Raw genomic sequence first — 24,001 nt, 5'->3', positions numbered from 1 at the left:
AGCATTCTGATTTTTTCTAAGGCTATTACTATATAAGACGCACAAGAATGCGAAGCCCTCAACAAATAATCAAATATTGATAGTCCACTTTTCTACAAATATCTTGCCAGTCGCATCTGACCAAGTTCACCTTTGAAGTGATCAATGCCTTCGACAAAGCTCTGTTTCCCGAGAGTGATACGGGGTATTGGGTGGGAACGACCGCTCCCAGGAAACAGATAAGGGAAATCGATGAGCGTTAGAATTTCGCCCTCAGCCCCATGGTGATGGTGCGACCGCCATTGAATTGGAACGTATTTGGGAAATCAAACGGCGTGTTGCCATCGCCAAAACGGGAACTAGTTGTCTGGCGAATGTCCGGCTTTTTGGAACCACGTAAAAGATCGTCGCCTTCCAGAAATATTGTCCACAACCCGCCCGCTTTTTCAAAACTGTAAGAAAAACGCGCGTCAAGCGTGTCATAACCTGGAACAACCGAGTTGATGTTAAACTCGTCAAATGTTTCCACTGTCGCAGATTGGCTGGTATATATTACCCGCCCTTGGAACCCATCCCGTTCATAGTCCAGAGACAGGTTGTAAACCCACCGTGCCTGGTCACGCAAAGGGCGATCTAGGCTAAGTTGAATAGTATTACCGTCATCATCACGGGCTGACACCAGAGTTGGAAAATCACCATTGGTATAGGTGACATTCGCCAAAACCCCGAAATCACTCAAAAAACCTGGCAGGAAAGTGAACCGCCGGATCAGCTCACCTTCAATACCCCAGATGGTACCGCCTTCTCCATTTTCCGGGCGATTGACCAGTAGTTCCGCATCGTCCGGTAGCGCCAGAAGGTCCGGACGTGTTGCGGCAAGCGGTTCGTAACGGTCCCGAAATCTTTGTAAAACATCGGTATTATCCACAGGCGTGAACGACACATTGGTAAAATTGTTACTGATCTTCTTGTAGAACAACCCGAGTCTTACAAGTCCTGGAGAATCATCGAAATAATAAGCAATGTCGAAATCGTAGTTGTCAGTTGTAGACGGCTTCAGGTTAGGATTTGCTTCCAAAATCGTAACACGACCGAACCCGGGTCGCAAATCTACACTAAAAGTCGTCCCGCGATTGAGCAGCCTGAAATCCGGATTCACCGTTGAACGGAAATAACCGAGACGAGCCGTCACATTCTCGATAGGTCGATAGGTAAGCAAGAGGCTGGGTGTCCATGTATCGACAGTACCGGATGTACTTTCGAAGCTCACTAGCCCTTGCTCTACGAAGGTCTCACGTGGTTCTGTGCGAAAACCCGGTTCATTTAGTCGGAAGCTTTGAGACGAAAGTGTCACGCCGGATCTTCGCTCCCGTTCATAGCGAACACCAGCAATAAGATCGAAACGGCCAACCGTAAACTTCGACTCCAGATAGCCAGCAAATTTCTCTTCAATAGTCTTTGTGGGAACCAAAAATCCTGCCCCGCCCTCAATCGGGTCGATCTGTGTAAAGTCCGTAAAAACAAGCCGCTCTTCGTTGAAATCGGGCGTGGACGGATCATCGGCAACAAAATTATCTAACTGGTTGAAAATGCTAAGTCCATTGGCAGCGCGCAAGAAAGGTATCGAAAACCCGCCAACTCCGAGCTTTTCGAACCCGTCCTGATCGAAAACGCCACCGTCAAACGCCGACAATGACAATGGTCGTCCAAAGATCCTGAGATAGCGCTGGCTGGTAACATTGCGAGCATTGGTAACGCTTCCATTGGTATTGCGTTTGCTTCGCTGATATTTTCCACCTAATTCAACATAGCTCAGAAAATCGAGCGGCGTGTTATATCTTGCCTGAAACTCCCCGCTATAAGTTTCGGTTGGGTTGTCTATCGGGTTTGTAGTAGCACTAAAAAGGTCATAGTTTGATGGATCATTGATAAAATCCAAACCTGCCTGGGTAAGGGACGGCAAAATCAAACCATTACCAGCTTCGACAAAGGCCCCATTAACCACCCGCGGTGTCATTGCAGCATTGTCATCTGGATTTATGACAACTGTTTCTGGGTCAATGACATCCAAGATATTTGTTTGAACCGCTTGCGAAATGAGGTTGGTATTATCGCCGCGCCTTTTGGATCGGGCATATCCAGCCTTATATTCAAATTCCCAGCGCCCGACATCAGTATCGCCACGAAAACTGATACTGTCGCTTGTGATCCTTTCATCAATCTCACCAACTATTATGCTGGGGCGAAAACTACTCAACGTAGCACGACGCCTGACTTCATTACCTAGTTCAGGAATCGGCATGCTGGTGAAAAATGTGCCAAAGCCTATTGTGGAAGTGGAATTGCTGCGTCGGGAGTCGTTCTGGTTCCGCTGAAGGTCAAGGCGCAGACGGGTATGGCTGGCAATGTCCCAGGCCAGGTTTACGGAACCGACAATGGCTTCTTGCCTGGAATCACTTCTTGTATATCGGCTGCTGGTTATCAGCCGTTGACTATCAAGCTCTGGGTCGAAGGGAAACTCTGTGCTGGCCGGCACGTTGAACAACGATGTTGAACCTACGGGAAAAACCGGTGGAATCCTGCTAACCACCAAAGAAGTATAGTTAAGGCGATCCGCCCTGCGATACTGCAACGAAGCTGCAATACCGAAATTGTCGGTCAGCTTCTTGGCGATCGTTCCGTTTATCTGATACTCCTCGCCAAAAGCGCGATCAAAGTTGGTTTCACCTTCGATCGAGAAATTGGCCGAGAAGTCGCCATAATCCAGCCCGGACTTGGTCTCTATCTCCACAAGGCCGCCGGAACCCGTGGCTTCATGGCTCGGCAGCAATGATTTATGGATGGTGATTTCGGAAATATTGTCCGTAAGAAATCCACTGAGATCCACGGTGCGTTCAAAGCCGGTACCCTGCACTTCCAAGCCGTTGAGCTGTACGTTAATCGCCTCGGAACTGAAACCACGCACAGTAATACGCGATCCTTCTCCGGTTTCATCATCCCGCCCGAACGCTACGCCAGGAACACGCCGCAAGGCCTCGGAAACCGTTTCCGCCGGAAAACCACCCAGCAAATCTGAAGATACAATAGTCGCATTGTTATCCGCATTTTTCTGCTTGTTCAGCGCCTGTTGAATAGAACTGCGATAACCGAAAACGACGATATCTTGATTGGCTTCACCGACTTGTACATTGGCTTGCTGGCGCGACCCCGGGGACACGGATACGGTGACAGTTTTGACTTGCTCACCCAGATATTCCACCCGAACAACTTGCCGCCCGCGCGGGACTGCGGGAAAATAATATTGGCCGCGATCATCGGTAACTGCTTCCAGATTTGTTCCATCTATGCGTACCAGCGCGCCCCGCAAAGCACTACCGGTGCTTGTGTTGACGACCGTACCGGAAACTATACCGGTGCCGCCACCTTCCGGCGAGCGAACGTCTTGAACAGCCGTTCCAGCAGAAGTGTTTTGAACAACAGCTGGCTTGGCAGAAGCAGCGGCTGCCGATGCGGCAGCCCTGTTGCGCAGCATTTGCCTTGCGGCTGAGAGACGGAGAGCCAAAACGTTGGGCTGAATTTCACGGAAGGAAATGGATGTACCGCGCAGCAACAAACGCAGCGCCTGCGTCGGGGTCAAACGGCCCGACACCGCATTTGCCCGCTTGTTCGCAACCATCTCCGGCGGATAGACCAGATTTTTTCCGGTTTTTAACGCATAGCTTTTCAGGGCAGAGGATAAAGCCTGGTCCGGCATGTTAAAGGATATCACCTGTTCCTGCGCATGGGCAGATCCGACGATTGCGATATTGGCGGCACCAGTTAACATTGCTGCTTGCAGCAATTTAAGCGAGCGAGACGGCATATTGATCCCCTGTCTTTCTATCCCTGTTGGCTGTCAGTCATCCGCTGACTAGCCTCACAAAAAGTAAGACGCGCGAGGTTCACCATCCCTCAAAATCTTTTTCGGACGGGAATGGAGAATCTGCGATTCCGGGGTATATTAAGTCTGAAAAATTCTATTTTTATCAGATACTAAAGGTTATTCTTTCCAGTCGAGAATAATGTCACCTTCACCAGCTGGAGCGCTGTTTCTGATAGGGAATGATGCTTCGAGGGCGGCTGCGAAACTGTCGACGGAGCCGACCTGAAAGATACCACTCACCCGCATGTCGGAAAGCGTTGGATCGCCGAACACCAGTTTACGCGAAGAATATCTGTTCACCTCCTGAACAATCATGCCCAGTGGCTCATTGTCAAAAATCAGGCGGCCATCTTTCCAGCTTGTCGCCACGGCCGTGTCAATCACATTGACTTTGAAAGGCAGGTCACCCTGCGCGATCAGCTGCTCACCCGGTTTCAGCTGTTTCTTGCTCACCGCATCCGGATTGGCAGTATCACTGTCATCCTGATCGACCGTCACGATTCCTTCGATAAGGGTCACGCGGACTTCGTCATCGCTCCGCCGAACCGAGAAGGTTGTGCCAACAGCAGTCACCAGCTTTCCATCGGCTTCCACCACGAAAGGACGATCGGCATCCTTGGCAACTTCGAACAATGCTTCGCCGCGCAGCAGGATCAGGTCACGCCTGTCCTCGCTAAAGTTAATCTGGACAAGGCTATCGGTATTCAGTTCCACAACGGAACCGTCAGGCAGGTTGACTGTCGATCTCTGACCGATGGCGGTCCTGTAAATAGGGGAGGACTGCGACTCTCCTTGCGCAAATTGTCGAGACGGATCGGCATCATCAGAGACACCCATTTGCCCAAACGGATTCAGCATCACCATCGAAACAATAACGATCAGGAGAGAAGCCGCAATCGCGCCATATTTCATCCAGCTATTGTTGTTCGCTCCTGCAGATACAGCAAGAGCATTTTGGCGCATCGCCATAATTTCGTCATCGACAGCGCTATCCTGCATTGCCGTCCAGACTTCTTCCTGCAACGCATAAGCCTCGGCATGTTCAGGTGATTTTTCGAGCCAAGTCTTGAAACGCCTTTGATCTGCTTTGCTGGCATTATCTGCACGCAGCCTTGCAAACCAGTAGGCAGCTTGTTCCTCGACACTGTTGTCCGCATTCATTGCATTCATGTTATTTGGATCCATCATTCCGGTGGCCCCAAACGATGTGCAAGATGCTTGATGGCATCCATCATGTGCTTTTCAACTGAACTCATCGATATACCTAATTGCTGCGCGATCTCGCGATATTTAAACTCTTCAAACCTGTGCAACAGGAAAACATTCCGTGTGCGTTCCGGCAATTCGTTTAATGCGTTTTTCAGCGCTACTACTTTCTCTTTACCTAACAAGACGCGCTCGGGTGAAAGTTCCTCAAAAGCATTTTCATTTTGGTCGGATAAATGCTTGGCAAATGATCTTTTGGTTGCTTCGCGCCGCGCCTTGTCACGTAGCAAGTTGGCTGCGATCTGGAATATGAAGGCTTCTGGCCGCTCCAATTTTGTTGAATCTGTCCGCGATGTCAGACGATAGAAGACGTCTTGTACAAGGTCATCCACTTCATTCTGATTGTAGACTCTTTTTCGGAAATATTTTTCCAGCGGAACACGAAACTGTGAAAAAAGCTCCTCCAGGCCGTCATGCAGCGCTTGTCCGTCAAGATCATCTGCAGCGGATGTGATACCAGCAGATTTCTGGGATTCATTGTCTTTACTTGATGTCAATCTAGCCCCTAATCGAATCCGGTCAGATGGCGTAATAAAGGGGCAGAAGATAATACTTGTCAACGAATGTATAAGTATTGGACTTTTATGTCGGCAGTGAAATACTATTAGTTCAGCTTATGTCTTGCTACTGGCAAATCACGCTTTTGCAGTCACTTCGGCCATCCACACAAGGTGATCCGGTGGTTGACATTCAATCCGATCCTGTTTACGCGCTGAGCCGCAGAAAACTGCGAATAAGCAGCTTTTCTTCGGAAACAGGGATTTCTAAGGTGCGCGCCCGTAGCTCAGCTGGATAGAGCGCGAGACTTCTAATCTTGAGGCCACAGGTTCGACTCCTGTCGGGCGCGCCAAAATCCCTGAGAATTCCGCTACTTCTGACAATGCTTTGAAATACGGCGCTTTGTTCAAAGAGGAACAAAACGGAAATATATGGCACATTGCGGCACACTAATGGCACAATCCACGGCACAATGGTGTCAAGCAAACAACAACAATAGCTACTAACCAAAACCAAGACATCCTATTCTTGCGATGCCGACCAAATTTTCTCGGTTGACGACTAACGTCAACAAGTGGCGATTTCGTCCACAATATTCTTTTGTCCAATAATGGCCAGATCGGATGCGAACCGTTGATTGACAGACCTTGGTTACAAAATCGCCCAGTTCCCATCATGTGCTGGCCAATAGTTTGATTATTGTTATGGATTGGCTATGCCCGAAAATATGAAAACGGAATTTGTTGTTGAAGATCCAATCAAGCTAGCCGGACTGGAAGTTATTGATCTGTGGTCGGCAGGAAAGGATGCTTGGAACGAATGGGTCAGACTCAATCCTGTAGCAGACATCGATTTCTCTGGTCTGGACCTATCGGCTAAGCCAAACAACAAAGCGCGCAGGTTCGATATTTGGTCGTTCGCACAATATCAGTTCCCAAACGGACGAATTGACTTTTCTGGAGTAAAATTCGGAGATGGGTTAGTCAATTTTTGGGGCGCGACATTTGGCGATGGGGATGTTTGTTTTCACGAAACAAATTTTGGCAGCGGAGATGTTTGGTTCGGTGACACAAAGTTTGGAAATGGGAGTATTTCGTTTGATAATGCGCGGTTCAAAGATGGAAAGGTGGATTTTTTTAATGCTTCGATAAGAGGCAACGACAGAGTTTCATTTCGTGCTACTAGCTTTAATAACTGTGAAATTGATTTTCGGAAGGCAAAAATTAAGACCAATTTTTTCACCTTCAGCGATATTGTTTTCCAGCAAACCAACGTCAATTTTAATGAGGCTGAATTCAACGGCGGCTTAATCGTATTCAATAAAGTTGTGTTTGACGCAACCGGAAGCAGTTTTAGTTTAAGTAAGTTTGAAAATTCGACGGTCAAATTTTGGTCATGTAGTTTTACTGGCCCTGCAGATTTTCAAGATTTGAAAGAAGCCTCCAAAATATCAGAGTTATCATTTATCGGTTCGAAGTTTGATCAAACATTAAACATTTCCGCTAACCAGCATTTTGAATGTGTAATTGATTTGACACAAACTAAGCTCGCCAATCAAGTTATTCTCGATGGAGTTTTCTGCAATTTTAAAGCGGCAGTAAAAGATCGCAGACTCAGTAAAAATATGGCCGCCGATCCACTCGATACACGGCGATACCGGCGCTTGAAAGAAATCACACTCAACAACAGAAACTACTCACAAGCGCTGAACTTCCATGTCGGTGAAATGCAATCTCGCCGGTGGCACGAAACCAATTGGCTCACCAACTTGTTTGAATTTCTTTTCCGCATTCTGGGAGACTACGGACGTAGCGTAGTTCGACCACTAGGCTGGTTGCTTGTTTCATTGACTTTATTTGCAGTTGTCTATTCTGATTTAGCCCGAAAATTTGAAGTTAGTTCGACTGAGCGACTTGTGCCAGCTCTCAGTTTTTCATTGGGACAAATGTTACCTTTCATTCCAATCTCAAGAGAAGCTCGATCGGTTTCTGCAAGCGCTCTTTTTGGAGAAACTATCCCTCAATCGATCATTTACATATCTTCGGTGCAAAGTCTGATTTCGGTCATTTTGCTTTTCTTGCTCGGGCTTGGCCTTCGCAATATGTTCCGGGTATAGTTTTGTTTCCTTTCCCGTTAACGGATCAATGACCTCGATCGGTTGTTTCCAACCGAACAACAACCGCACCACGATTTCTTGCCATGGCAACAGCCGGAAAGGCACGCCCGCAAATCTGTCGTTTGTAAGCCGAAATACCTTCGGCCAAAGATCAATAACAGCATCAGCTTTCGCATGATCAAACCATGATCCCGGTTGCCCCGCTGCCTTTTCCCATCCCTCGACCGCCCATGCATATTCGGGCTTGTCCGCTACTGCCTTCAGCCAGTCTGGCAACTCCATTAGTTGATAGCCGAAGGCGGCACCGAGTTTAAATCACCCAACATCCCAACACGCGGTTCATCAGCATCTGGCTGCGCTTTCTCTTTGGCAGGGCCTTGCGCTGGTGTTGTCCCAAACAAACCGGGATTCAAAGCGCCTGCAAGAGACTGGTTTTTGAACAGGTCATATTCATCATGCGGCGTCAGTCCAAAATTCTGTGATAGCTTCATCACGTTATCGAAGCACTGTTGCGCCAATTTCACCGATGGATGATTCCGGATCATGAAACCGCCCGCCACTGTTTTGACGCGTTGAGTCATTCCCTCGCGTTTCAGCTGGTCATTCAGGCTAATCCAGTCTGCATAGTAAACGCAAAACATCGCAAAGATGGGCCGGTGCTGGTCCATCAATCTATAGGTGCGATGCAGACGCGGAGCCATGTCTTTCCACACGGCAACAGCGCCTGCATAGAGCGGCCCTTGATCGATCATCGGTGGTGGTTGCAACGGATCGCTGGTCGAATTTTCCAGCAACAATTCTGCAACCCGCTGCGCTTCTTCTTCTCGCTTCATCACCGCAGATTTGCGGCGCGCAGGATATCCCTTCTTTGCCTGGTTCGGATCTGGCTTGCGTCCCTTTGCCATAATTCAATCGATCCAGTGTCAGCCGAGGCGGCTACCTGCTCCTTAAAAAAAAGTTTTAGACTAAAAAAATATTCCCCCAATTTCGCGCCGTTTTTTTTGTGTCTGGGGGCCGGTTTACACCCTTTGTTTTTGAAGGGACTAGACCACCCCTACCGTTCATTATTTTATCGACAATACAGCTTAATTGATGTGGGGATCATCGCTCCGAACGAAGTTCAACTCTATTTCCCGTTTGCTATCTTTGACGGCAATCGACCCCTCAACTCGTCCAAAGTAATTTCACCATTAGTGAATTCGATCAAAGAGTTAATTACTTCGACGGTATCGTTGTCATTCGAATCGTTGTCATTCGAATTGCTAGCTGAGTTTCTCTCGACCAAATAGTCCGCACTTCTGGCAACAAACTGTGAAAACTCCAACGGAAAACCGCTTTGACCCGCCAATCCAAAAATTTTCATACTCAAACTATTCATTTGTTCCTGGGCTGAATCGACAGACCCATGTGACTTGATCAACATTTGAGAAACCAAGCTGGCAATTTTGACCCGCTTTTTCGCACGCTCTTTCGCCATATGAACCATTACAAGTGTCTCAGGTTTTGAAAGCTCTAGTTTAAGCGACTTGTTGTCAATAACCTGCTCTTTCCAAAGCGCGTAAGGAGCCCAGAAGAAGCGTATTGTGAGGAAAGCGACCGCGACCGCACCGATGTAAGATAGCGCGTCTGTGCCTATTGTCTCAGGCAATTTGATACCCAAAAATTTTGCCACAGCAGGTAGCGCAGACGCAACTGCAATTTGCAAACCATCGGTCACTCGCACAGCAGGTGTGAGAGCCTTTTTTCCGATGTCCCCAAGATACGTCCAAATCATTTAATTGTCTTGCCGACAACGCAAAGGAATTGCGAGTCCTATTGGCATTGACAACTTCGAAGATCAAAACACCTTTTCCCTATAAATTTTTCTCGGCGCGTTGCTTGTCGCTGCTATGACAAGGCGCACAAAGGCTGTCCAACTCACCAAACCAGAACTTGTGCCAGTCTTCACGATGCGGATCACGGTGATCAGCGACATTGGCCGGGACGATTGATCCGTCACGTTCAAAGCACATCTTGCAGAACGGATGCTCCGCTAACTGAATTGCCCGGCGCTTCCGCCAAGCTCTGCTGTTGTACCATTTCCGAGATGGTTTCGACGCTCTGCGCCGTGCGTCATACTCTTTTGATGACGATGATCCGTTGAGCGATCCCAACGTTGGCGGCTTTTTGGGCACACCATCATCTCCATCAAATTGAAATCAGGTGATTGAACGGCACCGGCTCACGGATCAGGCCAATTGGGGGCAGGTCTAAACGTAAGCATTACGATACCAAATCGACCAAAATCACATCATGTTGGTTGTCGCAGTCCTTTAAGGAGAGATGATAGGATCATCCAAAGGCACCGCTCAATCTATCCGTTTTGTGACAGATTTTGCTGTGGAAACGAACACCCTTTATTTTTGCGAATGGACACGAAACATTTGACAAATCGGATTGTCTGAAAAAATCACAGCTCTTTTGCGGCCTGCGCTGTGGAAAAATTTACCATCTGCTGTGGAAAATGCCGCTTTCATTCTCAATAACCACTGTGAAATGTTGCAAACTGCAATATCCGCTGCTTAGATCGCTGCAATGAAAAGCCACACCGACAGCAATTTAACAGCCGAGGGTCAACATGGCTTTCCAGTTATTACTGTCATTTTCTTTCTAATTTTGACCGTCATCGTTGCTACAGGAGCATATTTTTCTGGTCAGACAAACGCACGCATGGAGGATAATTCTTCAGAAACCCGTGCCGAGATTTTCCAAATTGTAGCTGCTCAATGCAATCAGGAGAAAACTGAAGATATTATTACTTGTGCCTTTGACAAACTGGCAGAGAACAACGCTAATTCGGTTCAGGAGCGCAATGTATTAGCTCAACAGGAAACTGCTTCGTCAACAAGCTCCCTTGTGATGATAGGAGCACTATCGCTGTTGTTATCCCTTTTGGGAATTTATCTTGTGGCAAGAACGCTGTCAGCGTCGCAAACTGCTGCGACAGCATCACGAAGCGCTGCAGCAGCTGCTATCGCTACAAATCAAGCATTCCTTGTCTCAGAAAGCGGACTGATGTCCGTGGTTTCAGCTTCTACCTATGAGAATCGCATTAAATTGACGTGCACAAATACCGGAAAAACAGATGTTCTAGCGATCAATGCATTTGTATTAAACGATGATAGCAACCTTCCTTTCGCAGGGCTAACAACCAATCGAAACAGCAGGGATCATTGTCCACCCCGTGGAACAAAATATTTGAACTTCCAATTTTTGAATGGCCTGCGAGAATTTTCAAATGTCGGCGGCGAAACTCTTATCAATGAAACATGGAAAATTGAGGTGATCTACCAAACAATTTTTGGGTCTATCAAAGATATCTGGTCAATCACGTTCATTGAAACTAACCCTGTTACTCCTGTCATAGCCACTCGAATTGATCTGGAAACACGAGAAGTTACCATAGCAAATGCCAGTTTCAAGTCCCAAAACTAGCCCATGACCGCGCAGGGGTCGCAGCATTTTTCTCGTTGTATTCTTTTAATTTATCTTTTTCGGCGCGCGTCATTCGCCATTCAATTGAGCGACCAACGATAGTGGAAACCTATACCTTCGCTTGCAATATGCATGTTGCAATCTCGGATTGCATTGCCGTGTAGTCTGCATTGCGTTTGTTTGTCATCGCCCTGAAAGTAAAAACCTGGGCGGTGAGAAGCTGATTCATCGATTTGCGACTGTCATCCAGACTCATTTGCGAGAGCAATTGCTCCGATCCTGTTTCGACCTCCTCCTTAGCTGCCTCCGCTTTTGCTTCCTGTTTTATCTGTTCCTCCAACGCTTTTTTATAGTCTGAGGCGATATTGGACGCATCTGTAAAGCTTCCGGCACTAAGCAACCGCTGTGACAATATCGTGCGGATATCATAAACTCCACCTTCGATTGCGTTATAAATCTTCCTGTCGAATTCAGCCTGCTGGGCATCAAAGTCTGTATTGGGGAAAAATATCTTTTGTTCCCGAATAGATGAGCTAATATCTGCAGCCTTTTCTCCGATAGCGATCTTTCGGAGACATAGTAACGCACCAAATGCATCTGCATACATCGATGCCTTGGATTGCGGCGCATAGTAACTGTTGCCTGCGCCAAGCGTCGAATTAACCGCCCCTCCAAATATTACAGCATCGGGATTGCCACCAAATGCAGCAGCGGTAACACCCCCTATCGTCGCTATAAGAGATGGTACCTCAAACGCTTGCCGACCATTCGCATTTTCACGATAGGCATTGTCATATGCCGTCATATATACATCGACCAACGCAACAGCACCTTTCGGATCTGTTTTGTGAGTGCAATCGCCATTGGTGTTGCCGGTTTTACTGCTGCCAGTCTTAGTGTTGTCGCTGTTCGCCTTGTTCCTGTCTATAAGTCCAGCGCGCTCAGCGCCTGGCTCTACACGCGCATATAATCTAGGTTGAACTCTGCCCTGAATTGGTTGCCCTTCTTCAATCCACACCGTCTCGACTGACTCAAGATCAATGGGTCGATCTTCCTCTCCTTCAACTACAACAACTTCTTGCTCAGGTGGTTGGCCATCGCCAGTCTGATCACCGGCGTTCCCATTGCCAATTTGACGAGCTTGGGGCGCGGAATAATCGAATGATTCGGCTGATTTATACGTTGTCGCGTTCGCGCAGACCGTAAAATTTGGCGGAGACGGTGGTGCAAAACTATAGGGTGCAACCCGCGCTCCACATCCTGCCAGCAAAGATGAACTCAAAAGCACAGCGCAAAGTCGTTTGGTAATCATATAGCCCCCTATATTTTTGCCGACGCTGAAGTCATTGATTTGCCATGTCAAACTTGATTGCATCCAAAACGGATTGATACGTTGTTACATTGGCTAGTCTCGCCATGTTCGTTCAACGCCTTGGCAACGGAACCAATCGCCTTTTCATATCGCCGCTGCAGTCCACCAGCGCCTACCGCAATGCCCATATCGCGCTTTAGCTGCATCCACGGCACCGATGCACGACCGCGCGCCAGATAGACCAGTGCCAGCGAGACCAGCCTGCGATCACTTTCAGGAACAAATGCCATCCAGTCACTCGCAACATCGCGCGCATCAACATCAGCGCGCGTCATCGCCGCAGGCCGCAATGGAACATCGCTAGACGTGCCGAGATAGCCCCGCTCGTCATAATCACCCATATTGGCTTCCCTGACGATCAACTCTGCAGGGATATCGCTGGCAAAAGGGCTGCCCTTACTCGGCCCCACGCGGCCCGGCGTGCGCCACCACGTGCGGACAGCCTCAACCATCCGGTCCTGCACCATGTCAAATGTCCACAAACCCAGCGCCGATGCCAGTTGATCACTCAATTTCGCCGCGTCATTCTGCATAGTCGTCACCTTTCACTGCAACCTTGAATTTCGATAAACCCTTGAATTGAAACAATACGCGCTGGAAAACCGCTCCAGACTGGCAACAGTCTCCACTCCATTTCCGAGCAAATGGAGGCTTTGGCTCCACTTAAAAATCATCGATAACCGTTTGTTTTTATTTTTCTTTATCTGCCCACCACCACTCTTATTGGAGTAAATGGAGCAATGGAGGATAAATATACATAGCTCTCGCGCGCCCGCGCGCCCGCACATGTGGGGGAGTGCAATTTTTGCCTCCAATGCTCCACACGCGCAGAAAACCGCCGATAAATGCCTCCATTTACCATTTTTCCTTTCCTCCACTTTGCCTCCACTGGAGCAAAGAAAGCGATGCAATATCGCCGTAAAAGCCCTGATTTGTGCCAGCGTCCGGCAAATCAGAGCAAGATGGCGAATATCACCCGAAACCACCAATATTGCAGGCTGATATACTCCGATCATAGCGGCATATCCTCATCCGGCTCATATGGCGGCAACGCATCGGGCCGGTCGGCAAGCGGATCAACCGGCGCTTCATTGTCGGGACCAATCTCGTCAGCTGCTGTCCAAACGCCGTTTTTGACATCCTCAATTTCGACGGCTCGATTGACACCAAGCCACCAGGCACCATTGCTGTGCTGGTCTTCAAATCCTTTGGCTTCCATCTCTTTCGAGAATTGCCGGTCGCTGAAATGATAGTCACCGGTCTGCGCGCACCACGCTTCGAACAAGGCATAAAGAGATCAGTCTTCTTGACCCGCCACATACGCTGCTTGCTATGTTGACCAAGCAGGCAGCATTGCCGCAAAAATTTACCCAGAGTATCGCTATCGTCACGATATTTACTGGTTGCCATCTTGACCGCATCGGGTTCGATCAACCCGTTTTTGCGCCAGTCAACCAGACCGCGCATTAACCAGGCAAAGATGCCATCGGCCTCTGCCTGCAATTTCGATTTCAAACGCGGATCAATCTCCGACTTTGGGATTTGCTGATCCCAAGGGGTCAACTGCATCCGGCTCCAGATACTATCGGTCGTGTCCTTGATAACCGGTTTGTTATTACCGCTGATCGTGATCTTGAACTGATAATCAAATACAAAAAAACCCTTGTTCAGATGCCGCGCGCTGACCGGGTCTTCGCCGGTGACCATCTTCACAAACCCTTCATTCAACGCGCCACCCTTATCCACTCGCACACTCCGCAAATTGCGACAGGAGGGTCAACTTGACTTTATCAAGGTCCGGTCGTCTATTCACTACTCTCCAGATGATCTGGCAAAATATGTCGAAAGGAGTCGGCAACGATGCGTATCTTCAAAAGGCCCGGCTCCCCCAATTACCAATATGACTTTACCTGGAACGGTCAGCGATATCGCAGCAGCACGCGCGAAACGGAAAAACGCAAAGCGGAACTAGTCGCCTACGGCATCCTCCAGAAAATCAAGGACAGCCCATCAGGCGGCGGAGCATGGAAAATAACCGATGTTCTCGGCACCTACTGGGAAGAACATGGCCAGTATCAGGACAGCGCCGACTTTATCTGGAACAAGATTGAGAATTTCGATCGGCTTATGGACACCAAACTACCGATCGAAGATCTGAACGGCCCTTTGATCATGGACTATCGGGCCAGCAGGCGCGGCGAAGGCGTCGGCGGAGTGACAATTAATCGGGATCTGGCAATTTTGAAAGCGGCCTGCAAACATGTGCGATTGATCCACAAGGTTCAAATTCCGGGACTGGAATGGAAGGCCCTCAAATATAAGGAATCGGAAGAGCGGGTGAGGTTCCTCTCTCGCGATGAATTTGTCCGATGCATGGCGCATGATGATCAAGACATGGCATTTGCAGTATTTGCGGCAATATCCACCGGACTTAGGAAAACGGCGCAACTCAAAATTCAGATGCACCAGATTGACCTAAAAGGCCGGACTATCACCATCCCGAAAGGAAAAGGTCGCAAACCGCAGATTGTCAAAATCAGCACGCAGTTGATGGAAATGATGCTGCCACATATGGCCGGATCACCAACCGACTATCTGTTCAACCGAACAAATTTCAGACGGCGATGGGAAAGCTTTCGCACTGACTGCGATCTTGTAGATTTCCGCTGGCACGATCTCCGCCACACATTCGGCAGCTGGGCACGCCAGGCCGGTGCAGACCTTGCGGACATCAAAGAGGCCATGAATCACAGCGATATCAGCGTAACCATGCGTTACGCGCATATCGATCCCGACGAACATGTCACCGCATTTGACCGCACCGCCAACACTATCATGGCACATTCCACGGCACAGTCGAACAGAAAAAAGGCATAAATTCTAATGAATACAATGCCCTACAAAGAACGCCCTTTGGACTTCTAATCTTGAGGCCACAGGTTCGACTCCTGTCGGGCGCGCCAATCCTTGTTTCCCTATTTGTTAAAACCGCGCTGTACGGCATCCATCGGTTCGGATGTCACGGGATATCCAATCCCCTCCGGTATGCATAAATGCACGCCATCGTCGCGCTTTTCGATGGTCGGAGAAACCATCGTTACCGGATGTCTGAGGCTGTGTTCTGCAGCCTCAACAAAGGAACCAAATTGCGCCAGTCGTTCCAGATTGCGCTTGGTCGGAAAGATGATTTTGACCTCTCCGGCGTCTGCTTTATCCAGCACGCCCTGCGCGCTACTCCAGAACAGATTATAATTTTCGGTTTCATCAACCGTCGCTTCTGCGGCGTGATCGTCGTGCGATATCATGTAGAAGCGCGTATCAAAAACCCGCTTTTCGGCAAAAGGCGGACACCAACGGGTAAAAGGCACCAGCTTGTCGAGACTTAACTGCCAGTCAAACTGACCGCATATTTCTGACAATATTGTACCGTCATGCAAAGCTGCACGGGCCTCCATCACCCGCTTTGCCGCAAGGTCACCGTCAACAGCAACGGCGATGCCGGTTTCTTCAATGGATTCACGAATTGCCGCAATACGCGCGCCATATTCATCGACGTCATCATGGCCAAGGGCTCTTGCAAAATCATGGTCGGCATCATCGACTCTTCCCCCTGGAAAAACCGCCGCGCCGGCAGCAAATGCCATTTTTGCAGAACGTTCCACCATCAACAGGTCCGGTGCCGTGTTACCCGGCTGATCCCGAAAAATAACCAGTGTTGAGGCGGGAATGGGTTTTGGCATTGGTTTCCCGGTCAGGGCATCAATTGTGTTCGGCTTATTTTGATCTGTCATCGTGTCATATGACCAGCATGATCCGGCAATGTAAAGGCGCAGCATAAAACTTGGCTGTTACTATCGCGATTTGCCAAGCCACAATGTTCGTGGCAATTACCGGGGATGGGCATTGTTGAAATTTTGGGACTGGCTGGCAGCGTCAGCCTTTTGTCGGGCTGGCGGCTCTATCTTACTGTTTTCGTAACGGGTCTTGCCATGCGTTTGCAGTGGATCAGTCTACCCGAAAATCTGCAGATGCTGGATGCGCTAGCCAATCCCTGGGTTCTGGGCATCAGTGCTTTGGGCGCAATCGCCGAATTTTTTGCCGATAAAATATTATGGCTGGATAGCATTTGGGACACGATTCACACTGTGATCCGCCCTCTCGGCGGTGCTCTTCTCGCCTTGGCAGTGGTTGATTCCGGTGATCCCGCTTGGCAGGTTATCATCTTTCTACTCGGCGGTGGCGCGGCATTGATGAGCCACGGCGCGAAGGCAGGTGCACGCGCCATCGTGAACACCAGTCCGGAACCAGTCAGCAATGCTGTGGTGTCCACGGGCGAAGATGTCGCGACGGGCGGACTATTGTTCCTGGCTTTTGCCAATCCGGTGGCGGCACTGATCATCGCATCCGTGTTGCTGATCCTCTGTTTTTTTCTGGTTTACAAAGGCTATCGGCTGTGGCGACAAATCGTCTCCAGCGGCAATTAGCTATCCGATTTCCGACCAGGCTGAAAAGATTTCAGACATAATCCGATGGGCTGCACGATTATTTCTTATGAGATTTTTCGGTTCCCTTGATGAAATTAACTGGCGAACCTGGCCGTAAAGCAGATGCAGGTTTTTGGCGAGATTACCCCCTTTTTTCATATCCAGGCTGGCCATCAGGGAATCCACAATCGTCAGGGCCATGACCTGCTGATCAACAATTTCCCGGGATTTGCCCCGCTGATAAATCAGGTGAATTTCGTCGAGCAGATTGAGCAGCTCTTCAAACAGGATATTCACCAGCTCATGCGCGTTGGCATTCAGCACCCGTGCTTCTTTCCCGGCGGCTGCATAGCCGGATTGCGCAATGCTCATATCGTGCATCATTTCTCTCCCGCGCGAGGCGCTTAGTCACTATTGTTGTTCCAGATCGCTATCTGCTGCGTGAGATAGCTTTGAGTCGCTTGAAGCACGACCAGTTGACGATCCATATTCGCAAAACTTTGCTGCAGCTGGGCTGCATAGCGATCACTGTCTTGGTCAAGTTTTTCCCAGGCATCGACCAAATTTTCCTTGATCTGGTCCAGGCGTTTTTGCGAACTTTCCAACGCACCATTATCGCCTTGCAAGCGATCCCGGATCGCCTGAAGGACGCCGGCTATGCCAGGATTGTTGTCATCGACCACCAATGGATCGAGCATATTGGATACTGCTTCGGCATCGCTGCTCAGCACCGCTTCAAGCCGTTCCTTGTCAATCGAGAGCGTTCCGTCACGGTCGGTTCTCACACCAATGTCGGACAACGCGCGATACGGGCCGCTGTCGACCAGAGTTGCTGCCCCAATCTGTCCCAGCGACCGGATCATCTCCCTGACCCCCGGATCACCGGCCAGCGGTCCGGCAGTCCCGCTATCTGTGCCAGCGGCAGTTGCTGCGTTCAGTGCGTTGCGCAACTGATTATAGGCATCAACAAAATCCGACACGAGATCGGAAATGGTGGTCGTAGGCTGATCCCCGCTGATAGTAATTTGCGTACCCGGCGAGGCAGCATTTAGCGTTACTGACACACCCGGGATTGCATTTTCAATGACGTTACTACCATAGGACAAATCCACCCCATCCACCACTATGAGTGCGTCCGCCGCTTCGCTCACCAAGGTCATTCCAGTAACAACTGGCGGATAGTTATAGTCTGCAAAATCACCACTCACAGTGAATGTCTGATCTTCTCCCTCCTGCCCTTCCAGAATGAGGCGTGCACCATGATTATCTGTGATAATTGACGCCGAAACACCTGCACCTACTTCATTGATCGCGTTCGCAATATCCGTGATGCTGGCCGCACCGTCCAATAGAGTGACATCGAAACTGCCACTGCTGCTGACGATCGTCATACCGCCCGCGCCAATAATGATATCACCATCCGCCACGACATCGGATACCAACCGACGCGGCGACGCCAGCTGGTTGATTTCGAGTGCCGCCGGAAGCCCTTGCGGACGCGCATCATCAATAAAACTCACGCTGGCCAGCGAAGGCTGACTGGAAACCAGATCACCGGCGAAAGCACGACCATCCAGCAAATCAGCCAAGGCCGCCGCGAAAGTATCGAGGGATGAGGAAGCGGATGCCAAGGCCGAAATCTTCAGGTTATTCGCTTGCTCCCGGCTTTGTAAAATCGCTTCTTTGGGACCGCGGGACGCCGCAAGAAGATCCGTGATAAGCTGTCCACTATTTACGCCTGTGCCAGAGCTGATGAGATTGGATATTGAGCCAAACATGAGTTCAAAAACGGCGAACATTGCGAAAGTTTTAGACTAAGTCTCACAATTTCCATCACTGTCAAAACGCATTTCATCCGGCAGATCAATATGTGGCCGTTCCAGTTCCTCAGCAATTTTTGCATCGAGGCGGAATAGAAAAGCTAATACAGTCGCCACCGCTACATAGAGTCGCTCATCGATAACACCGCCTACTGGTGTGGTGAAATATATCGCGCGTGTAAGCATCGGATATCGCAGCATCGGCACCGCTTTTTCTTCGGCCAGTTCGCGTATTGCCAGAGCAGTCACCCCCCTGCCCCGTGCCAGCACGACGGGGACCGCATCCATTCCGGGACGATAGCGCAGCACCACGGAGAAATGCGTCGGGTTGTTGAGCACCACCGTCGCTTCCTCCACCGCTTTTCGCGCCGAGCGGGACAATGTTTCCTGCTGTTTTTTGCGCAGCGCCGACTTCAGTTCCGGCGATCCCTCTATATCCTTTTGTTCATCTTTGACCTCTTGTTTGGTCATGCGGAGGCGCTTGCTGCGCTGAAACATTTGTGCCGGGACATCGATGCCCGCAATCATCAAAAAACCTACCGCCATGACCATGAGGATCATGATAAAAAGTTCGCCAAATTCGCCGATAGAAGAACGCATGTCCTGACCACCCAGTGCGAACATGTTCGGCAGGTTTGCATAGACCAGCCACAACCCGATAAAGCCGAGCAGGATTACTTTTGCGAGCGCCTTGACCAGTTCGATCAAGCCTCTCGTTCCAAACATGCGTTTCAGGCCGTTAAGCGGATTGAGCCTTTCCCCTTTCGGTTTCATAGCTGTCCAGCGAAAACCCATCGACCCGAGCACCAAGGGTGTTGCTATTGCGGCGATCATGGCGATGCCAAACAGACCGAGAAAGGGTAGAATAATCTTACCGAGATGACGAAAGGTTCGCTCGCCAGGGTTGAAATGCTCAATATCAACGGGTTCTATGGTCAGGCCGCTCGTCACCATCTGTGCCAGAGCGTCAAGCAGAGCGTTGCCGAGCGCGGCAAACCCAATTGCGCCAGCCATAACGACCATTGCCCCGCTTAATTCCTTGGACTGCAGGACATCGCCCTTTTTGGCGCTATCCTGCAACCGTTTTGGAGTTGGCGCTTCGGTTTTTTCTCCGCCACCTTGCGGTCCATCTGGCATCAGCTACCCTTTGCTACAGTCTCGCCATAGTCCAGCGACTGGGCGAGCGATTGCGCAATGCCGTCGATCATCAGCGGAGCCGCCATCGCGAGCATCACCAGTCCCAATATCAGTGTTGCCGGCAAGCCGACCGCGAACAGGTTCATTGACGGTGCAGACTTCGCCAGCAGGCCCATGATGATCTGCACCAGCAACAAGGCAGAACCAACCGGCAACGCAACCGCCAGTCCCGCGACGAACAGCGAGCCGCCAAAATGGGCAAGCCGGAAGGCTGCATCCGCAGACAGCAACGCGCTGCCGGGCGGCAAAAATTCATAGCTGCGCACGATGATCGAGGCCAGAGTGAGATGGCCGTCCATGGCCAGAAAAATAAGCGTCGCGATGATCGAAAGAAACTGACCGATTACGGGCGTGGATTGCCCGGTTTGCGGATCAGCCATGGATGCGAAGCCAAGGCCCATGGCGTTACTGATCGTCTCGCCAGCCACAAAAGCCGCGGCATATCCGATCTGGATCGTGAAGCCGATGGCTAGGCCGATAATCACCTCGCCGGCGATCAGGGCGAAACCGGAGAGACTGATCAAGCCAGCGGCCGGCAGTGCGATACCGGACCCGCCGACCGCCGCCATGCCGACCGCCAACGAGACGATCAGCCGCAGCTGGACGGGCACCACTTTCGCGCCGGTGACGGGTGCCGCAAAAAAGGCTGCGCCGGGCCTGATCATGGCGAACAACCACAACCACAGCTGTTCCTCCAGTCCGGAAAATCCTGATGCAATCACACCAATAGTGCCGGTATCCGGTCATAGATATCGCGCGTAAAATCGACGATCAGATACATGATTGAACCACCGAAAATGCCGAGCATGATAGCCACGACCAACAGCTTGGGCACGAAACTCAATGTCGCTTCGTTGATCGATGTTGCCGCCTGGATCATTCCGAGCAGCAAGCCGCCGAGCAATGCGGGCACCAGTATCGGCGCCGCGGCAAGCGCGGTTATCCAGAGCGTTTGCTGCGCCATGCCGATGAAGAAGTCGCTGCTGTCTGTCATATTCCCTCCCTCCGTTAAATCGCAAATGACCCGGCCAGCGTACCCATGGTCAGCGCCCAGCCATCGACCAGCACAAAAAGCAGCAGCTTGAACGGCATCGAGATGATCGTCGGTGACAGCATCATCATGCCCAGCGCCATCAGGGTCGATGCAACCACCAGGTCAATGATCAGAAACGGCAGGAAGATGAGAAAGCCGATCTGGAAAGCGGTCTTCAATTCGCTGGTGACGAAAGCAGGGAGCAGGATGGAAAACGGAATATCCTCCGGCTCGGCAACCGGCGGCGCGTCGGCGAGTTCCATAAACAGCTTCAAATCCGACTGCCGCGTCTGTTTGATCATGAAGCCATGCAGGGTATCACCGGACCGACTGATCGCTTCCTCAATCGGTATCTCACCTTCCCCATAGGGCGAATAGGCATCGACGCTGATCGTATCGATCACCGGACGCATGACGAAAAGCGACAGGAACAGGGCCAGCCCGACGAGCACCTGATTGGGCGGTGTCTGCTGCAGTCCAAGAGCCTGCCGCAGGATCGACAGGACAATGATGATCCGGGTGAAGCTGCTCATCATCAAAACCACTGACGGCAACACCGTCAACAGACTCATCAGCAACAAAATCTGCAGGGACAAAGTCAGTGGCCTGCCATCACCGGAGATATCATCAAGCGCCCTGCCGAGAGCTTCCGAACCGCTGTCCTGCGCAAAAGCGGGCTCGGCAAAAGCCATGCCCGAAATTGCAACAATGAAACAAAGAAACAGCGCCCGGATCATGGCGTACCAGCTTTTGCTGCAATGCGTTCCACCCTGCCCCGCGTAACGGACAACAGAATTTTCTGCCCGTCAAATTCGACCACGGCCAGCTTCGCAAAATTCCCCACCGACAGCGTTTCGAGCATTTTTATGCTGCGCTTATGCTGCACCTTCATCAAGCCTGGCATTAGCGCGGGTTGGTATTTGCGATAGAGCCACAGAGCCGCGAATATCAGGCCAGCCATGATCGGCAACAGGACCAGCAACTTGATGATATAGACGACCATCGTCAGCGCCTTTCCACACCGGGAAAACCGCCGCCATCATTTGCCAGTTCCGCGATACGCACGCCATAGCGGCCATCAATCGTTACCACTTCTCCCTTGGCAACCAGAGTGCCGTTGACCTTTATGTCGAGCAGGTCATCCGACTGCCGGTCGAGCTCGACAACCTCCCCTTCCTGAAACACCATGATTTCTGAAAGCCGCTTCGATATCGAACCGACTTCAACCGACAACCGCACAGGAACACCGGACAGCAAGCGAAAATTATTGCTGTTTTCTGTGGTGGTTTCCGCGCCGTTTCTCGCTGCCTCTTTGGCGTCTTTTATCTCTTTCGCCGTCGGCGCTTCTTTTGGATTGCTCATCGCACATCCCCCTGTTCCATATGTTCAATCTTGAAAGCAGCACAGCCGTTTTTCTCACCCAATGTGCCGGTGGCAAATTTGCGATCAGCGACAAAAAGAGGCGGCTTGACCCGCGGCGTGATCGGAATGATATCACCGGGTTTCATGTCAAAAAACTCCGGCAAACGCATTTTCGGCTGCGCCAATATTGTGCGCAACGGTAAATGGATTTGCTGCAGATTACTAAACCATTGCTGTTGCCATTCCGGGTCGGAAGCGACCGGTGTCTCGGCGCTTTTATTTTGCACAAATTCCATCACGCTTTCTGCAGCATCTGCAGAATAAAGCAGTTCAATCGGCCACGACATATCTTCACTCGCTGTGATCCGGAATGGCTGGCTCATCACCTGCTCTTTCGGGTCATGCCCAGTTATGTAGGACACGCTTGTTTCATGCCGCTGCAAAGCTGGCTTCATCGAACCATAGTCAGAAAAATGGTCGCAAAGCAGCTCCGTCAACAATTGCCCGAGCCGTTCGATCAGACGCAACTCAGACTCCCGGAAACCATCTTTATTGCGCCCGACTACCGGACCAAATGCACCGCCAAAATATACGTTGATCAGGCTGTTGATCATGGCCTCGTCCAAGCGCAATATTATCGACCCGCGCAGCGGTAAAATCCGAAAGACCGACAGGCTGGAAAAAGGCTCCTGCGAATTGGCCCACTTGCCATAATCCATGAACCGGATCTTTTCAGACGCGACCACAAAGCTGTGACCGGCCAATTGTCCAATCGCATTTGCCAGACCCACAGCATAGCGATCTGACACCCGCTGCAACGGTGCCGTATCAGTCTGGAGATGAGCGGATTTTTCGGCGAAAACATGTTTTGCAACTTTGGCCATTATTGCACCACGAAGCTGGTGAAATAGACATTATGCGCACCGGCAAAACCGGTTTTTTCTTTAAGGACTTTGTTGATTGCCTTGGTCAGTATTTTCTGCAGCATCAGTTTGCCCTGCGGTGTGTTCAACGCAGCATTTTCCTGCTCAGCGAGCGTCAGTAATATGGCAGAGCGAATAGCGGTTTCATGCTCTTCCATATTATGCAGCACTTGCTCATCATAATATGTCGCGATCGAAATGGAGAGCTGCGCAAAACTGGTGCTGTTCTTCAGGTTGGACGTGAACGGTTCCTTCATCGGATAATAGGTCGCCTTGTAAGCGCTTTCCTGAAACTCCGGTTTTGGTTGGTCACCCGTGATCCTGGCCAGTGTCGTCGCCATCACCCCACCGCCATCTCGTAAGACGAGTTCGGGCTCATTCTGCTTTCGCAGGTAATCCGGGTCAGCAGCTATTACATTCGCGGCAAAATAAACCGCAACCAATCCGCCAAGGCCCAGAGTTAGCACGACAATAATCAGGATGATGGTCTTTCCCGTCCGGCGACCGCTTTTTGTATTTTCAATTTCGGCTTCCACAGCATCAGCCATTTATGTT

The 24,001-nt window shown here is 50.3% G+C and carries 24 protein-coding genes and 1 tRNA gene; 5 read left to right on the top strand and 20 right to left on the bottom strand.

The window, feature by feature from the left end:
* Positions 1-238 precede the first annotated feature (238 nt).
* The 3 genes from AC6I9Z_RS10465 to AC6I9Z_RS10455 all read right to left on the bottom strand — a co-directional run bounded on the left by AC6I9Z_RS10465 (position 239) and on the right by AC6I9Z_RS10455 (position 5,727).
* The gene (locus AC6I9Z_RS10465; RefSeq protein ID WP_461455796.1) at positions 239-3,841 is read right to left on the bottom strand and encodes a TonB-dependent receptor; all 3,603 of its coding nucleotides are present in this window, start codon (positions 3,839-3,841) and stop codon (positions 239-241) included.
* A gap of 177 nt (positions 3,842-4,018) precedes the next feature.
* Entirely contained in the window at positions 4,019-5,089 is a 1,071-nt protein-coding gene (locus AC6I9Z_RS10460; RefSeq protein ID WP_461455795.1) for a FecR family protein, read from the bottom strand.
* Positions 5,086-5,727 (bottom strand): RNA polymerase sigma factor, encoded by a 642-nt coding sequence (locus AC6I9Z_RS10455; RefSeq protein ID WP_461455794.1) that lies wholly within the window; start codon positions 5,725-5,727, stop codon positions 5,086-5,088. The genes AC6I9Z_RS10460 and AC6I9Z_RS10455 overlap by 4 nt, the downstream gene beginning before the upstream one ends.
* 213 nt (positions 5,728-5,940) lie before the next feature.
* Here AC6I9Z_RS10455 and AC6I9Z_RS10450 point away from each other — a divergent pair.
* Positions 5,941-6,017 (top strand) — tRNA-Arg (locus tag AC6I9Z_RS10450).
* Positions 6,018-6,380: 363 nt separating this feature from the next.
* On the top strand, positions 6,381-7,781 hold the full coding sequence (locus AC6I9Z_RS10445; protein WP_461455793.1) for a hypothetical protein: 1,401 nt from the start codon (positions 6,381-6,383) through the stop codon (positions 7,779-7,781).
* 281 nt (positions 7,782-8,062) lie between these two features.
* Here AC6I9Z_RS10445 and AC6I9Z_RS10440 read toward each other — a convergent pair whose 3' ends face one another.
* The 3 genes from AC6I9Z_RS10440 to AC6I9Z_RS10430 all read right to left on the bottom strand — a co-directional run bounded on the left by AC6I9Z_RS10440 (position 8,063) and on the right by AC6I9Z_RS10430 (position 9,793).
* Entirely contained in the window at positions 8,063-8,686 is a 624-nt protein-coding gene (locus tag AC6I9Z_RS10440) for a P27 family phage terminase small subunit (protein ID WP_461455792.1), read from the bottom strand.
* A 221-nt stretch (positions 8,687-8,907) separates the two neighbouring features.
* Positions 8,908-9,555 carry a hypothetical protein gene (locus AC6I9Z_RS10435; protein ID WP_461455791.1) on the bottom strand — a complete coding sequence of 216 codons (648 nt, stop codon included), beginning with the start codon at positions 9,553-9,555 and terminating at the stop codon, positions 8,908-8,910.
* Between the two features lie 79 nt (positions 9,556-9,634).
* Entirely contained in the window at positions 9,635-9,793 is a 159-nt protein-coding gene (locus AC6I9Z_RS10430; protein ID WP_461455790.1) for a hypothetical protein, read from the bottom strand.
* A gap of 562 nt (positions 9,794-10,355) precedes the next feature.
* Between AC6I9Z_RS10430 and AC6I9Z_RS10425 the strand changes: the two genes are divergently transcribed.
* Positions 10,356-11,255 carry a hypothetical protein gene (locus tag AC6I9Z_RS10425; RefSeq protein ID WP_461455789.1) on the top strand — a complete coding sequence of 300 codons (900 nt, stop codon included), beginning with the start codon at positions 10,356-10,358 and terminating at the stop codon, positions 11,253-11,255.
* A 109-nt stretch (positions 11,256-11,364) separates the two neighbouring features.
* Here the strand turns inward: AC6I9Z_RS10425 and AC6I9Z_RS10420 are convergent, their stop codons facing one another.
* The 3 genes from AC6I9Z_RS10420 to AC6I9Z_RS10410 all read right to left on the bottom strand — a co-directional run bounded on the left by AC6I9Z_RS10420 (position 11,365) and on the right by AC6I9Z_RS10410 (position 14,373).
* Positions 11,365-12,618: a hypothetical protein gene (locus AC6I9Z_RS10420; protein ID WP_461455788.1), complete on the bottom strand. Its 1,254-nt coding sequence runs from the start codon at positions 12,616-12,618 to the stop codon at positions 11,365-11,367.
* Complete coding sequence (locus tag AC6I9Z_RS10415) at positions 12,615-13,160, bottom strand: hypothetical protein (protein ID WP_461455787.1); 546 nt, start codon at positions 13,158-13,160, stop codon at positions 12,615-12,617. The genes AC6I9Z_RS10420 and AC6I9Z_RS10415 overlap by 4 nt, the downstream gene beginning before the upstream one ends.
* Positions 13,161-13,599: 439 nt before the next feature.
* Positions 13,600-14,373, bottom strand: a complete 774-nt coding sequence (locus AC6I9Z_RS10410; RefSeq protein ID WP_461455786.1) for a phage/plasmid primase, P4 family — start codon at positions 14,371-14,373, stop codon at positions 13,600-13,602.
* A 114-nt stretch (positions 14,374-14,487) separates the two neighbouring features.
* Here AC6I9Z_RS10410 and AC6I9Z_RS10405 point away from each other — a divergent pair, with 114 nt between their 5' ends.
* Complete coding sequence (locus AC6I9Z_RS10405) at positions 14,488-15,504, top strand: tyrosine-type recombinase/integrase (protein WP_461455785.1); 1,017 nt, start codon at positions 14,488-14,490, stop codon at positions 15,502-15,504.
* Between the two features lie 98 nt (positions 15,505-15,602).
* On the opposite strand, the gene AC6I9Z_RS10400 is transcribed toward AC6I9Z_RS10405, so the two are convergent.
* Positions 15,603-16,418, bottom strand: coding sequence for an NUDIX hydrolase (locus AC6I9Z_RS10400; RefSeq protein WP_461455784.1), 816 nt, complete (start codon positions 16,416-16,418; stop codon positions 15,603-15,605).
* Between the two features lie 105 nt (positions 16,419-16,523).
* Here AC6I9Z_RS10400 and AC6I9Z_RS10395 point away from each other — a divergent pair, with 105 nt between their 5' ends.
* Positions 16,524-17,111 carry a DUF4126 domain-containing protein gene (locus tag AC6I9Z_RS10395; protein ID WP_461455783.1) on the top strand — a complete coding sequence of 196 codons (588 nt, stop codon included), beginning with the start codon at positions 16,524-16,526 and terminating at the stop codon, positions 17,109-17,111.
* On the opposite strand, the gene AC6I9Z_RS10390 is transcribed toward AC6I9Z_RS10395, so the two are convergent.
* The 10 genes from AC6I9Z_RS10390 to AC6I9Z_RS10345 are packed head-to-tail and all read right to left on the bottom strand — an operon-like array spanning position 17,112 to position 23,994.
* Positions 17,112-17,495: a flagellar export chaperone FliS gene (locus AC6I9Z_RS10390; RefSeq protein WP_461455782.1), complete on the bottom strand. Its 384-nt coding sequence runs from the start codon at positions 17,493-17,495 to the stop codon at positions 17,112-17,114.
* Positions 17,496-17,515: 20 nt separating this feature from the next.
* Complete coding sequence (fliD, locus tag AC6I9Z_RS10385; RefSeq protein ID WP_461455781.1) at positions 17,516-18,889, bottom strand: flagellar filament capping protein FliD; 1,374 nt, start codon at positions 18,887-18,889, stop codon at positions 17,516-17,518.
* Between the two features lie 36 nt (positions 18,890-18,925).
* Positions 18,926-20,068, bottom strand: a complete 1,143-nt coding sequence (locus tag AC6I9Z_RS10380; protein WP_461455780.1) for an EscU/YscU/HrcU family type III secretion system export apparatus switch protein — start codon at positions 20,066-20,068, stop codon at positions 18,926-18,928.
* Positions 20,068-20,850 carry a flagellar biosynthetic protein FliR gene (gene fliR, locus AC6I9Z_RS10375; RefSeq protein WP_461455779.1) on the bottom strand — a complete coding sequence of 261 codons (783 nt, stop codon included), beginning with the start codon at positions 20,848-20,850 and terminating at the stop codon, positions 20,068-20,070. The genes AC6I9Z_RS10380 and fliR overlap by 1 nt, the downstream gene beginning before the upstream one ends.
* Positions 20,847-21,122, bottom strand: coding sequence for a flagellar biosynthetic protein FliQ (locus AC6I9Z_RS10370; RefSeq protein ID WP_461455778.1), 276 nt, complete (start codon positions 21,120-21,122; stop codon positions 20,847-20,849). The genes fliR and AC6I9Z_RS10370 overlap by 4 nt, the downstream gene beginning before the upstream one ends.
* A gap of 14 nt (positions 21,123-21,136) precedes the next feature.
* Positions 21,137-21,898: a flagellar type III secretion system pore protein FliP gene (gene fliP / locus AC6I9Z_RS10365; protein WP_461455777.1), complete on the bottom strand. Its 762-nt coding sequence runs from the start codon at positions 21,896-21,898 to the stop codon at positions 21,137-21,139.
* Positions 21,895-22,164 (bottom strand): flagellar biosynthetic protein FliO, encoded by a 270-nt coding sequence (locus AC6I9Z_RS10360; protein ID WP_461455776.1) that lies wholly within the window; start codon positions 22,162-22,164, stop codon positions 21,895-21,897. Before AC6I9Z_RS10360 ends, fliP begins: the two co-directional genes overlap by 4 nt.
* A gap of 2 nt (positions 22,165-22,166) precedes the next feature.
* Positions 22,167-22,523 (bottom strand): flagellar motor switch protein FliN, encoded by a 357-nt coding sequence (gene fliN, locus AC6I9Z_RS10355; protein ID WP_461455775.1) that lies wholly within the window; start codon positions 22,521-22,523, stop codon positions 22,167-22,169.
* Complete coding sequence (locus AC6I9Z_RS10350) at positions 22,520-23,407, bottom strand: FliM/FliN family flagellar motor switch protein (RefSeq protein ID WP_461455774.1); 888 nt, start codon at positions 23,405-23,407, stop codon at positions 22,520-22,522. Before AC6I9Z_RS10350 ends, fliN begins: the two co-directional genes overlap by 4 nt.
* Positions 23,407-23,994 (bottom strand): flagellar basal body-associated FliL family protein, encoded by a 588-nt coding sequence (locus tag AC6I9Z_RS10345; RefSeq protein WP_461455773.1) that lies wholly within the window; start codon positions 23,992-23,994, stop codon positions 23,407-23,409. Before AC6I9Z_RS10345 ends, AC6I9Z_RS10350 begins: the two co-directional genes overlap by 1 nt.
* Positions 23,995-24,001 lie beyond the last annotated feature (7 nt).

Source organism: Parasphingorhabdus sp. (genome assembly GCF_059726685.1).
The sequence above is the reverse complement of the archived record's forward strand: the minus strand, read 5'-3'. Positions and strand labels throughout refer to the sequence as shown.

Bases quoted from the DNA above. Each gene is read 5' to 3' on its own strand.
- AC6I9Z_RS10465 (WP_461455796.1), bottom strand. From the start codon at position 3,841: ATGCCGTCTCGCTCGCTTAAATTGCTGCAAGCAGCAATGTTAACTGGT.
- AC6I9Z_RS10460 (WP_461455795.1), bottom strand. From the start codon at position 5,089: ATGATGGATCCAAATAACATGAATGCAATGAATGCGGACAACAGTGTC.
- AC6I9Z_RS10445 (WP_461455793.1), top strand. From the start codon at position 6,381: ATGCCCGAAAATATGAAAACGGAATTTGTTGTTGAAGATCCAATCAAG.
- AC6I9Z_RS10440 (WP_461455792.1), bottom strand. From the start codon at position 8,686: ATGGCAAAGGGACGCAAGCCAGATCCGAACCAGGCAAAGAAGGGATAT.
- AC6I9Z_RS10435 (WP_461455791.1), bottom strand. From the start codon at position 9,555: ATGATTTGGACGTATCTTGGGGACATCGGAAAAAAGGCTCTCACACCT.
- AC6I9Z_RS10430 (WP_461455790.1), bottom strand. From the start codon at position 9,793: ATGTGCTTTGAACGTGACGGATCAATCGTCCCGGCCAATGTCGCTGAT.
- AC6I9Z_RS10425 (WP_461455789.1), top strand. From the start codon at position 10,356: ATGAAAAGCCACACCGACAGCAATTTAACAGCCGAGGGTCAACATGGC.
- AC6I9Z_RS10415 (WP_461455787.1), bottom strand. From the start codon at position 13,160: ATGCAGAATGACGCGGCGAAATTGAGTGATCAACTGGCATCGGCGCTG.
- AC6I9Z_RS10405 (WP_461455785.1), top strand. From the start codon at position 14,488: ATGCGTATCTTCAAAAGGCCCGGCTCCCCCAATTACCAATATGACTTT.
- AC6I9Z_RS10400 (WP_461455784.1), bottom strand. From the start codon at position 16,418: ATGACAGATCAAAATAAGCCGAACACAATTGATGCCCTGACCGGGAAA.
- AC6I9Z_RS10395 (WP_461455783.1), top strand. From the start codon at position 16,524: ATGGGCATTGTTGAAATTTTGGGACTGGCTGGCAGCGTCAGCCTTTTG.
- AC6I9Z_RS10390 (WP_461455782.1), bottom strand. From the start codon at position 17,495: ATGATGCACGATATGAGCATTGCGCAATCCGGCTATGCAGCCGCCGGG.
- fliD (WP_461455781.1), bottom strand. From the start codon at position 18,889: ATGTTTGGCTCAATATCCAATCTCATCAGCTCTGGCACAGGCGTAAAT.
- AC6I9Z_RS10380 (WP_461455780.1), bottom strand. From the start codon at position 20,068: ATGCCAGATGGACCGCAAGGTGGCGGAGAAAAAACCGAAGCGCCAACT.
- AC6I9Z_RS10370 (WP_461455778.1), bottom strand. From the start codon at position 21,122: ATGACAGACAGCAGCGACTTCTTCATCGGCATGGCGCAGCAAACGCTC.
- fliP (WP_461455777.1), bottom strand. From the start codon at position 21,898: ATGATCCGGGCGCTGTTTCTTTGTTTCATTGTTGCAATTTCGGGCATG.
- AC6I9Z_RS10360 (WP_461455776.1), bottom strand. From the start codon at position 22,164: ATGGTCGTCTATATCATCAAGTTGCTGGTCCTGTTGCCGATCATGGCT.
- fliN (WP_461455775.1), bottom strand. From the start codon at position 22,523: ATGAGCAATCCAAAAGAAGCGCCGACGGCGAAAGAGATAAAAGACGCC.
- AC6I9Z_RS10350 (WP_461455774.1), bottom strand. From the start codon at position 23,407: ATGGCCAAAGTTGCAAAACATGTTTTCGCCGAAAAATCCGCTCATCTC.
- AC6I9Z_RS10345 (WP_461455773.1), bottom strand. From the start codon at position 23,994: ATGGCTGATGCTGTGGAAGCCGAAATTGAAAATACAAAAAGCGGTCGC.